The sequence below is a fragment of the Pseudolysinimonas sp. genome, assembly GCF_044239695.1.
Taxonomy (GTDB): domain Bacteria; phylum Actinomycetota; class Actinomycetes; order Actinomycetales; family Microbacteriaceae; genus Pseudolysinimonas_A.
This window is the reverse complement of sequence record NZ_JBIIAW010000102.1, coordinates 1-9,712: the sequence shown is the minus strand read 5'-3', so window position 1 is coordinate 9,712 and position 9,712 is coordinate 1. Positions and strand designations below refer to the sequence as shown.

Sequence of the window (9,712 nt, the reverse complement as noted above, 5' to 3'; positions counted from 1 at the left end):
CGAGAACGGCGAGCTCCGGCTCGTGCGCGAGTCGGTGCAGGAACGCAACCGGCTGTTGCGACTCGCTCCGCATCGCGTTCGCCCGCTCGAGACGACGATCCCGATCTTCTCCACGTTCTCCGGCCTGCTCTCCGCCCCTCTCCGCCTTCTCACCCACCGCCAGTCGGGCCGCCACCGCGAACGCGGGGCGCTCCTGATCAAGGTAGGGCTCACGATCTACGACCTGTTCTCCCGCGACGGGGGGGTCGTTCCCCGCCACCGCTTCCGGGGCCGTCGGCGTTCGCTCGAGGAGCTGCCCGACCTGAACCCCGACGTGCGCTACACGGCGACGTACTTCGACGCCGCGATGGACGATCCGGAACGCCTCGCGCTGGATGTGCTCCTCGACGGGGTCGCGGCCGGCGGCCACGCCATCGCGCTCAACTACGTCGAGGCGATCTCGGCGGACCGGTCGGGGGTGCGCCTTCGCGACCTCGAATCCGGGTCGGAATTCACCGTGACGGCCGACCTCGTGATCAACACGACGGGCCCGTGGACCGACCTCACCAACGCGGCCCTCGGAGCGCCGACCGCGTACCTGGGCGGCACCAAGGGTTCGCACATCGTCCTCGACGATCCGGAGCTGCTGCGGGCCACCGGCGGGCGCGAGATCTTCTTCGAGAACGAGGACGGACGGATCGTGCTGATCTACCCCCTGCACGGGCGAGTGCTCGTCGGGACGACCGATCTCGAGGCCGATCCCCGCGAGCCCGCGGTGTGCACGGAGGCCGAGATCGACTACTTCGTCGGGCTCGTCGGGCACGTCTTCCCCGAGGTCCCGGTCGACCGCTCGCGCATCGTCTACACGTTCTCCGGCATCCGTCCGCTGCCCCGCCACGAGGACACCGCACCCGGTCTGGTGTCCCGCGACTACCGGATCGAGACGAACGAAGACGGCCCGCTCGGGGTCCCGGTCCTCAGCCTCGTCGGGGGGAAGTGGACCACCTTCCGCGCCGTGGCCGAGAACCTCGCCGATGTCGCACTCGCCCGCCTCCGGCATGCGCGGACCACGTCGACCGAGGCCCTTCCGCTCTCCGCCTCGATCGGCCTCCCCACCCCGGCGGCTCGGGACGAATGGCTCGACCGGCACCTCGCGGGGGTCTCGCCCGAGCGCGCGCGGGTGCTGCTCACCCGCTACGGCGCCCGCTGCGTCACGGTCGTCGGATTCCTGGATGACCGCGACGAACCGATCGCCGGGGACGAGCTCTCGACCGGCGAGATCGCCTACCTGGTGCGGCACGAGTCGGTGCTCCGGCTCGCCGACGTGCTGCTCCGTCGCACCGACCTCGCCTTCCGCGGGCTCGCCGACCGGGAGACGGTCGAGCGGACGGCCGACGCGCTCGCCCGGGAGCTCGGGTGGAACGCTCTCCGCCGTCTCGCGGAGGTCGACGAGACCTCGTCCCTGCTCGAGACGCCCGCCTCGACCCGCGCCTGAGCGATCTCGCGCCCGAGCGGTCGCTGCACACCAGCGGTCGCTGCACACGAGCGGTCGCTGCACATCCGTGCAACTTGTCCCCAAATCCGCTCTCGACGGGCTCGTGCGTTACTACACTCCGAGCCGGTCGTACTCAGCGAATCCCCACGACCACGCTTCCCGATCCCGGTGGAGCGGGATGAAGAAGACAAAGGAGTTGACAGATCCCGATGAACATCCTCGGAAGCGTCGCAAGGCTGTGGTCCTTGCTCGCGATCGCCGTGGTACTCGTCCTCGCAGGCGGTACCACCGCGGCGATCACTCAGAGTTCGGGCGGCACGGTGGAAGTCCGTGAGACCGCATTCGTGGGCAGCGGCGGCCAGCGCATCGCTGGAACCCTCTACATCCCGTCGACGGCCACCGCCGAGACCCCCGCCCCTGCGGTGGTCGCGATCCACGGCTACCTCAACTCGAACGAGATGCAGCTCGCCACCGCGATCGAACTCTCGCGGCGCGGCTACGTCGTCCTCGCGATCGACCAGCCCGGTCACGGCTCGTCCGACAACCCCGCGTTCAGCGGCGGCTTCGGCGGTCCGGCGGCGCTCGGCTACCTGCGTTCCCTCGACATCGTCGACGGTGACAACGTCGGCCTGACCGGGCACTCGCTCGGCGGCTCCGCGATCCAGGCCGCCGCGGCCGCCTTCCCCGAGGGGTACCAGGCGATGGTGCTCCTGGACTCGGCGACCGGGTTCTTCAGCGCCGAGGGGACCCCCGAGCTGCCGCGCAACACGCTCGTCGTGTTCGCGGAGTGGGAGGAGTTCTCCGGCTCGATGTGGGCCGCCCCGAACTCGCAGAAGCTCACCGAGAGCGAGAAGCTCATGACGTTCTTCGGAACCGATGAGCCGGTCGTCGTCGGCGAGACCTACGGATCGATCGCCGACGGGACCGCGCGCAAGCTCGTGCGACCGGTCACCAACCACCCGGGCGCGACGCACAACCTCGACGCGACTCAGCAGATCGTCGACTGGTTCGGCGAGACGCTCGACGGCGGACACGACGCTGCCGGCCAGACCTGGTGGGTCAAGGAGATCGGCACGTTCGTGGCGTTCATCGGCGGCATCCTGGCGATCTTCGCCATGGGCGGCCTGCTGCTGACCACCTCGTACTTCGGTGCCATCCGGCAGGCCGTCCCGGCCTCGACCGGACCGAAGTGGGGCCTGCCGTGGATCGTCACCGCGGTGCTCGCCGCCGGCATCCCCGCCCTGACCTTCTTCTGGTTCAACGAGTGGGGCGCCATCTGGTTCCCCACCGGGCCGGTGCTCGGTCAGTCCTTCACCAACGGCATCGCGGTCTGGGCGCTCCTCAACGGCCTCATCGGGCTCGCGATCTACGCGATCGTGCGGCTCGTGCGCCGTCGCCGCCAGCCGGAGACCGCGCGCCTCACGGTCGCGGAGTCCGGTCTCGGCACGCCGGAGGGCTTCCGCTGGTCGCTCGTCGGCAAGTCGGCTCTGCTCGCGCTCATCAGCGTCGGCACGGCGTACCTGCTGCTCGCGCTGTCGGAGTGGCTCTTCCAGAGCGACTTCCGCCTGTACGTGCTCCAGTTGCAGATGATGAGCGTCGACCGGGTCGGGATGTTCCTGGTGTACCTCATCCCGTTCACGCTGTTCTTCCTGATGCTCGCGTTCACGATGCACAACGGGCAGCGCTGGACCGGTCGCGAGACCTCGACGCGGAAGGAGATGATCGCCAACGCGATCATCCTGCCCGTCGGCATCCTCGTGCTCGAGATCATCAACTACGTGCCGCTGCTGGTCGGCGGTGAGCTCGGTGTCGTCGGCACCCAGCTGCTGACGATCGTGGCGTACCCGTTCCTGCCGGTGCTGTTCATCGTCGGGCTGCTGTCGACCTACCTGTTCCACAAGACCGGCACGATCTACGCGGGGGCGTTCGCCTCGGCCCTGCTGGTCACCTGGAACATCGTGGGCGGTGCGGCGACGCAGGGCGACATCCAGGAGTGGGGCGGACTCGCCAACACGGTGCGCTTCGTCGTCCCGCTGGTGCTCGCCGCGATCCTGCTCGTCGTGGCGATCCGGGTCCGGCGTCGCGCCGGCGCGGCCGTTCCGGAGACGACCGCCAAGGTCTGATCCGAAATCACGAGTGCGCGGAGCCGGCGGGGCGATCCCCCGCCGGCTCCGTCGTTTCGTGAGGGGTCCAGTTCTGGCCGAGCCGCTCCGCCCCCAGGATTCGAACCTGGACCTAACGGCACCAAAGGCCGTCGTGCTGCCGTTACACCAAGGCGGATCACTCCCCGCGTGAACGAGGAGCCGATCCAGCTTGCCACCTGGGATGATGGTCGGATGCCCGCATCCGACGAAGTCGACCGCATCGTCGACGCGTGGGCGCGCGAGCGGCCCGATCTCGACGTCACCCCGCTGCAGGTGCTGTCCCGCGTCGACCGGCTCGCCCGGCATCTCGACCGGGCCCGGCGCACGGCGTTCACGGCATCCGGTCTCGAGCCGTGGGAGTTCGACGTGCTCGCGGCGCTGCGCCGCGCGGGGTCGCCGTATCAGTTGAGCCCGAAGGCTCTGCTGCAGCAGACCCTGGTGTCGAGCGGCACGATGACGAATCGCATCGACCGGCTGGTCGAGCGGCAGCTCGTCGAGCGGCGCACCGACCCGCACGACGGGCGGGGCGTGCTCGTCGTGATGACCGCTCTCGGGCGGGAGCAGGTGGATGCCGCGATCACCGTGCTCGTCGCCGACGAGGCCGAGATGCTGGCCGGGCTGTCGCGCGCCGACCAGGAGCGGCTCAGCGCGCTGCTGCGGAAGCTGAGCCTGGACTTCGACGACTGATGCCCGTCGCCGAGGACCGGTCAGCGCCTCCCCGTGAACGCCGCCTGTCGCTCTGGCGGGACGGCCTCGGCACCGGCGCCGCGGCGCACGAGCACCGGCTGCTCTCCGCCGCCCGGCCCGCGCTGCCCGTTCTCAACTGGCTCGGCCAGTTCGCCCGCCCCCTGATGAAGGTGCCGCGGCTCGGCTGGATCACCGCCGACCCGCACACCGCCCGCACCCTGCTCAACGACCCCGAGCACCTGACGCTGCTCAGCGAAGGCGGCGTCGGGCACCTGTGGGCGCAGATCCTCGGCGACTGGGTCTACGACCTCTTCGACGGACCGGGGCACCACGATCTGCGCACCCGCAGCCGCGAGTTGTTCACCGAGAAGACGTCGGCGACGTTCGTCGCGCGGGCGTGGGGGCCGCGGCTCGCGGCGGCGCGGGCATCCTTCGAGGCGGGCGACGAGCTCGATCTCGCCGACCTCTCCCGAGTGCTCGTCGGGCAGATGGTGGTTCAACTGCTCGGCCTGCCCGTCGACGACTCCCTCGGTGACGACGCCTACCGCGAGATCTTCGCGACCGGTGAGGAGCTCGCCTCGATCGCCCTCGGCACGACGTCCGATACGACGCTGCCGCCGGAGAAGATCGCGGTCGCCCGCGGAATCGTCGAGCGGCTCACCGGTCACATCGGGGAGGTCTTCCCGACCGCGCATCCCGACACCATCATCGGGCGCTGCCGCGAGATCGGGCTGACCGTGCAGGAGACGCAAGGGCTGTCGACACTGCTCATGGTGGCCGGCACCGAGACCGCCGCCTCGGCGATGGCCCGCACCGCCGCGCTGCTCGTCGACACCGGCGAGCAGCACCGCCTGCTGGCGATGCCCCAGCACCGAGAGGATGCCGTCCGCGAAGCGCTCCGCGTCACCTCGCCCGCGCCGCTCATCGGCCGATCGGTGCTCGCCGACGTGCAGGTCGCGGGCCGCACGCTGAAGGCCGGCGAGCGGGTGATGGTGCTCACCTGGACGGCGAACAACCTCGCCGGGCCGTACCGGATCGACCGGCCGTACCTGCCGCAGAACCGGCAACTGTGGTTCGGCGCCGGACGGCACCTCTGCCTCGGCGGGCCGCTCGCCCGCGCCGAGCTCGGCGCGATCGTCGACCTGCTGCTCGGCGACGGGCGGCCGTTCCAGATCGTCTCGCGCCGCTACGGCCGCAAGGTGCTCATCCCGGCCTACGCGTCGCTCGTCGTGCGGAAGAGCGAAGCGGCGTAACGTATCCGCGTGCCCACCGCCCGACCGCCCGCGGCACCCGTCGCCCGCCGCGGTCTGAGGTTCCATCCGGCGCAGGCCATCTTCGGACTGTTCGCCCTCGCCGCCCTCGCCGGAACCGGCCTCCTCGCCCTGCCGATCGCGAAGACCGGCCCGGGCGGAGCCGCCTGGCACGAGGCGCTCTTCACCTCGGTGTCGGCCGTCGCCGTCACCGGTCACGTCGTCGTCGACACCCCGACCTATTGGACGCCCTTCGGTCAGGTCGTCATCCTCGTGCTCATCCAGCTCGGCGGGCTGGGCGTGATGACCTTCGCCTCGTTCGTCGGGCTCGTCGTGGTGCGGAAGATGTCGTTCAGCTCCCGGCTGTACACGGCGGCCGAGACGAAGGCGCTGGGGCTGGACGACGTGCGCAGTCTCGTCATCGGCGTCGTGCGCGTCTCGCTCCTCGCCGAGGCTGTCGTCGCGATCATCCTCGCCGTGCAGTTCGCGGTCGGCCACGGCTACGCGCCCGGCGAGGCGATCTGGCTCGGCGTCTTCCACGGAATCTCGTCGTTCAACAACGCGGGCTTCGCGCTGTTCAGCGACTCGATGATCGGCTTCACCGACGATCCGGTGATCTCACTCACGCTGTGCGCCTCGATCATCCTGGGCGGCCTGGGCTTCCCGGTCATCTTCGAACTCGCCCGACGATTCGGCCGACCGCTGCTGTGGTCGATGAACACCCGCCTCGTGCTGGCGTTCACGGTCGCACTCCTCCTCGTCGGGACGGTCGTCATCACCGCGCTCGAGTGGAGCAACCCGGCGACGCTCGGGGCTCTCCCCTGGCCCGACCGCATCCTCGCCGGCTTCTTCCAATCTGTGCAGACCCGCACCGCGGGGTTCAACAGCGTCAACATCGGCGAGCTGAACGGCGCGACCCTGCTCGGGATGGACGTGCTGATGTTCATCGGCGGCGGTCCGGCCGGCACCGCGGGCGGCATCAAGGTGACCACCTTCGGGGTGCTCATGTTCATCCTGATCGCCGAGATCCGTGGGGACGGCGTCGTGAACGTCTTCGGCAAGCGGCTCTCCCGCGCCGTGCACCGGCAGGCGATCTCGGTCGTGCTCGCCTCGGTCGCCCTGGTGACCGTCAGCACGATGACGATCATGCTGATCAGCGAGGAAGACCTCGACCGTGTGCTCTTCGAGACGATCTCCGCGTTCTCGACGGTCGGCCTGTCGACGGGGATCACCGCAAGCCTTCCGGTGCCCGCGCAGCTCGTGCTCGTGCTGCTGATGTTCCTCGGTCGACTCGGACCGATCACCTTCGCCACCGCGCTCGCTCTGCGTCAGCGGTCCCTCCTGTACCAACTCCCGAAAGAGAGGCCCATCATTGGCTAGGTCAGCATCCCGCAAGGAGTTCGGTCGCATCTCGGCCGCCGACTCGGTCGCGGTCATCGGTCTCGGCAGATTCGGGCAGTCCCTCGCCCTCGAGTTGATGGCGAGCGGTACCGAAGTGCTCGGCATCGACGCCGACGAGGAGATCGTGCAGAGCCTCAACGGCAGGCTCAGCCACGTCGTGATGGCCGACTCGACGAAGGAGGCGGCGCTGCGACAGTTGTCGGTTCCCGACTTCGACCGCGTCGTCGTCGCGATCGGCAGCGACGTGCAGTCCAGCATCCTGACGACCTCGATCCTGCTCGGCTTCCAGCCCGAGCACCTGTGGGCGAAGGCCGTGAGCGAGGCCCACGGCCGCATCCTCGAGCAGCTCGGCGTCCCGCACGTCATCTACCCGGAGCAGGAGATGGGTAAACGGGTCGCCCACCTGGTGCGCGGCTCGATGCAGGACTACCTCGAGATCGGCGACGACTTCGCCCTCGTGAAGACGCGGCCGAGTGCGCGGTTCGTCGGGCGCTCGCTCGGCGAGCTCGGCATCCGGTCGGAGTACGACGTCACGGTGACCGCGGTGAAGCGGCCGGGCGAGAAGTGGCACTACACGACGCCCGAGACGGTGCTCGGAGCGGACGACGTCATCCTCGTCACCGGCGAGACCCGCAAGGCGGAGGCGTTCAGCCAGCTGCGGTGATCACCAGTGCTCGGCCCCGTCGAGCTCGGTCGGGGTGGGCTCGTAGCCCATCCGGGTGCGAGCAGCGGTGAGATCGAGGGTGCGCTCGAGCCCGAGCTGACTGACGGCGTAGCGCGTCAGCGACGGGCGCCTCCGCCGGGCCCGGGCGACGGCTTCGAGCGACCCGGCGAGCGCGAAGGCCGACCGGTACGGGATCGAGGCGAGCCGCACCCGCATCCCGCGTCGCGCGAACACCTCGCGCAGCACGTCGGCCAGCACGACCGGGGCGTCGTCGGCGACGTTGTAGGTGCCGCGCGGGGTGGCCGGGTCGAGCGCACGTCGCACCGCGAGCACGAGGTTGTCGATGTGCGTCAGCGAATGCCGCACCTCGGCGCCCTCCGGCAGGGTGAGGCGCCCGCGGCGCACGGCGGCGAACAGTCGCGGCAGCAGCGTCGTGTCGCCGGGACCGTAGACGGCGTGCGGGCGGAGGATGACGGCATCCGTTCCCGCGAGTTCGAACTCGGCGAGGGTCTTCGACTCCGCGTAACTGGAGAGGAAGCGGCGCACCGGCGCGGCCGACTCCGGGATGTCGACGTTCGGCACGAACGCGTCGTAGACGCTCGACGTCGACAGGTGCACGAGGCGGGCCCCCGGGAAGCTGCGCACGACCGTGCGGGTGCCGTCGCGGTTCGCCCGCAGCGCGGCGGCGAGGGGCGCCCAGTCGTCGGCGAGGGCCGCGCAGTGCACGACGGCCTCGAAGTCGCGGTCGGCGCGCAGCGGCCCGGAGTCGAGATCCCACTCCCGGTAGCGCGCCCGGGGATGCGTCCACCCTCCCGGCGTGCGACCGAAGCCGACGACCTCGTGGTCGGCTTCGGCGAGCGCCGTCGCGACCGCTCCCCCGATGAATCCCGACGCCCCGGTGACCGCGATCCTCACCGCAGACCTCGTGCGATCTCGACGATCGCGGCACGATCGAGCTTCCGCGAGCGGCCGGAGCGCGGCAGGTCGGGGACGGCGACGACGAGATCGGGCAGGACGCCGGCATCCACCAGGCCCGGCAGCGCCCGCGCCACCGCGCGCGCCACCGGATGCGCCGGGTCGGGTCGCGCGGGCGGGGACTCGGGAACGACGAGCACGACGATGCGGTCGTCGCCGATCGCGTCGGGGACCCCGGTCATGACCGCCTCGCGCACGCCCGGGATGCCGGCGATCACCGGTTCGTAGAGGCCCGGGTAGACGTTCTGGGTGCCGCGGATGAACATCTCCTTCCGGCGGCCGAGCAGCACGAGCTCGTCGCCGTCGAGCCGGGCGAGGTCGCCGGTGCACACCTCGGTGAGCGGAGGTTCGCCGAGATATCCGGATGCCAGCCCCGGCCCGGCGATCACCAGCTCGCTGTCATCGAGGCGGGCGCGCACGCTCGGCACGAGACGTCCGACGTAGTCGCCGTCGGCATCCGCGCGGGCGAGCTTCTCGGCGCCATCGGCGATCGCCACGGGGAGGATCTCGGTCATCCCGTACACCGCCCGGATCGTGACCCCGGGGAACCGGGCGAACGCGCGCTCGAGCAGCGGCCGCAACACCGGGGCTCCGCCGAGGATCAAGGTCTCGAGTGCGCGCGGGGCGAGGTGGGGCGAGTCGTCGAGCAGACGCAGGATCGCGTCCAGCGCCGCCGGCGGGGTGAACAGCACCTCCGCGTCGGGCAGCAGGTGGAGGTACCTCTGCGGGGTCGCCCCGGGGTCGAGGCCCGCGGCCGGCAGGATCCAGTGCGCCCCCGCGATGAGAGCCGGGATGCCGACCATCAGCTGGTCGGTGACGACGCGTTGACCGGCGCGCATGCTCGTGGCGGCGACATCCGCGAGGCCCGCGCCGAGCGACCCGCGGGTGTGCACGACGGCCCGCGGCGCCGCCGTGGTGCCGGAGGTGAAGACGATCAGCGCTTCGTCACCCTCCCTCTCCGCGGGTTGAGTGCCGCGCAGCGGTGTATCGAAACCGCGAGGTTCCGCGGGTTGAGTGCCGCGCAGCGGTGTATCGAAACCGCGAGGTTCCGCGGGTTGAGTGCCGCGCAGCGGTGTATCGAAACCGCGAGGTTCCGCGGGTTGAGTGCCGCGCAGCG

At 70.6% G+C, this 9,712-nt stretch carries 8 protein-coding genes and 1 tRNA gene; 6 read left to right on the top strand and 3 right to left on the bottom strand.

Annotated features, from left to right (window positions below):
• Together ACILQS_RS13385 and ACILQS_RS13380 are read left to right on the top strand one after the other, a co-directional pair.
• Window positions 1-1,474: glycerol-3-phosphate dehydrogenase/oxidase (locus ACILQS_RS13385; RefSeq protein WP_395640630.1), on the top strand; the 1,474-nt coding region annotated here is incomplete at its 5' end.
• A 245-nt stretch (window positions 1,475-1,719) separates the two neighbouring features.
• A complete protein-coding gene (locus ACILQS_RS13380) occupies window positions 1,720-3,597 on the top strand; it encodes an alpha/beta hydrolase family protein (RefSeq protein WP_395640629.1) in 1,878 nt (625 codons plus the stop codon).
• A gap of 85 nt (window positions 3,598-3,682) precedes the next feature.
• Here the strand turns inward: ACILQS_RS13380 and ACILQS_RS13375 are convergent.
• A tRNA-Gln gene (locus ACILQS_RS13375) sits at window positions 3,683-3,754 on the bottom strand.
• A 56-nt stretch (window positions 3,755-3,810) separates the two neighbouring features.
• On the opposite strand from ACILQS_RS13375, the gene ACILQS_RS13370 reads away from it, so the two are divergent.
• Genes ACILQS_RS13370 through ACILQS_RS13355 form a run of 4 tightly spaced genes read left to right on the top strand, consistent with a single transcriptional unit; the run spans window position 3,811 to window position 7,620 of the window.
• The gene (locus ACILQS_RS13370) at window positions 3,811-4,305 is read left to right on the top strand and encodes a MarR family winged helix-turn-helix transcriptional regulator (protein WP_395640628.1); all 495 of its coding nucleotides are present in this window, start codon (window positions 3,811-3,813) and stop codon (window positions 4,303-4,305) included.
• The gene (locus ACILQS_RS13365; protein ID WP_395640627.1) at window positions 4,305-5,558 is read left to right on the top strand and encodes a cytochrome P450; all 1,254 of its coding nucleotides are present in this window, start codon (window positions 4,305-4,307) and stop codon (window positions 5,556-5,558) included. The genes ACILQS_RS13370 and ACILQS_RS13365 overlap by 1 nt, the downstream gene beginning before the upstream one ends.
• A 9-nt stretch (window positions 5,559-5,567) precedes the next feature.
• On the top strand, window positions 5,568-6,935 hold the full coding sequence (locus tag ACILQS_RS13360; protein WP_395640626.1) for a TrkH family potassium uptake protein: 1,368 nt from the start codon (window positions 5,568-5,570) through the stop codon (window positions 6,933-6,935).
• Window positions 6,928-7,620, top strand: coding sequence for a potassium channel family protein (locus ACILQS_RS13355; protein ID WP_395640625.1), 693 nt, complete (start codon window positions 6,928-6,930; stop codon window positions 7,618-7,620). The genes ACILQS_RS13360 and ACILQS_RS13355 overlap by 8 nt, the downstream gene beginning before the upstream one ends.
• Here ACILQS_RS13355 and ACILQS_RS13350 read toward each other — a convergent pair whose 3' ends face one another.
• Both ACILQS_RS13350 and ACILQS_RS13345 read right to left on the bottom strand, forming a co-directional pair.
• Complete coding sequence (locus ACILQS_RS13350) at window positions 7,621-8,535, bottom strand: NAD-dependent epimerase/dehydratase family protein (RefSeq protein ID WP_395640624.1); 915 nt, start codon at window positions 8,533-8,535, stop codon at window positions 7,621-7,623.
• Window positions 8,532-9,712: class I adenylate-forming enzyme family protein (locus ACILQS_RS13345; protein WP_395640623.1), on the bottom strand; the 1,181-nt coding region annotated here is incomplete at its 5' end. The genes ACILQS_RS13345 and ACILQS_RS13350, both read right to left, overlap by 4 nt.

Excerpts from the sequence above, each read along its gene's own strand:
- ACILQS_RS13370 (WP_395640628.1), top strand. The coding sequence starts at position 3,811 with ATGCCCGCATCCGACGAAGTCGACCGCATCGTCGACGCGTGGGCGCGC.
- ACILQS_RS13365 (WP_395640627.1), top strand. The coding sequence starts at position 4,305 with ATGCCCGTCGCCGAGGACCGGTCAGCGCCTCCCCGTGAACGCCGCCTG.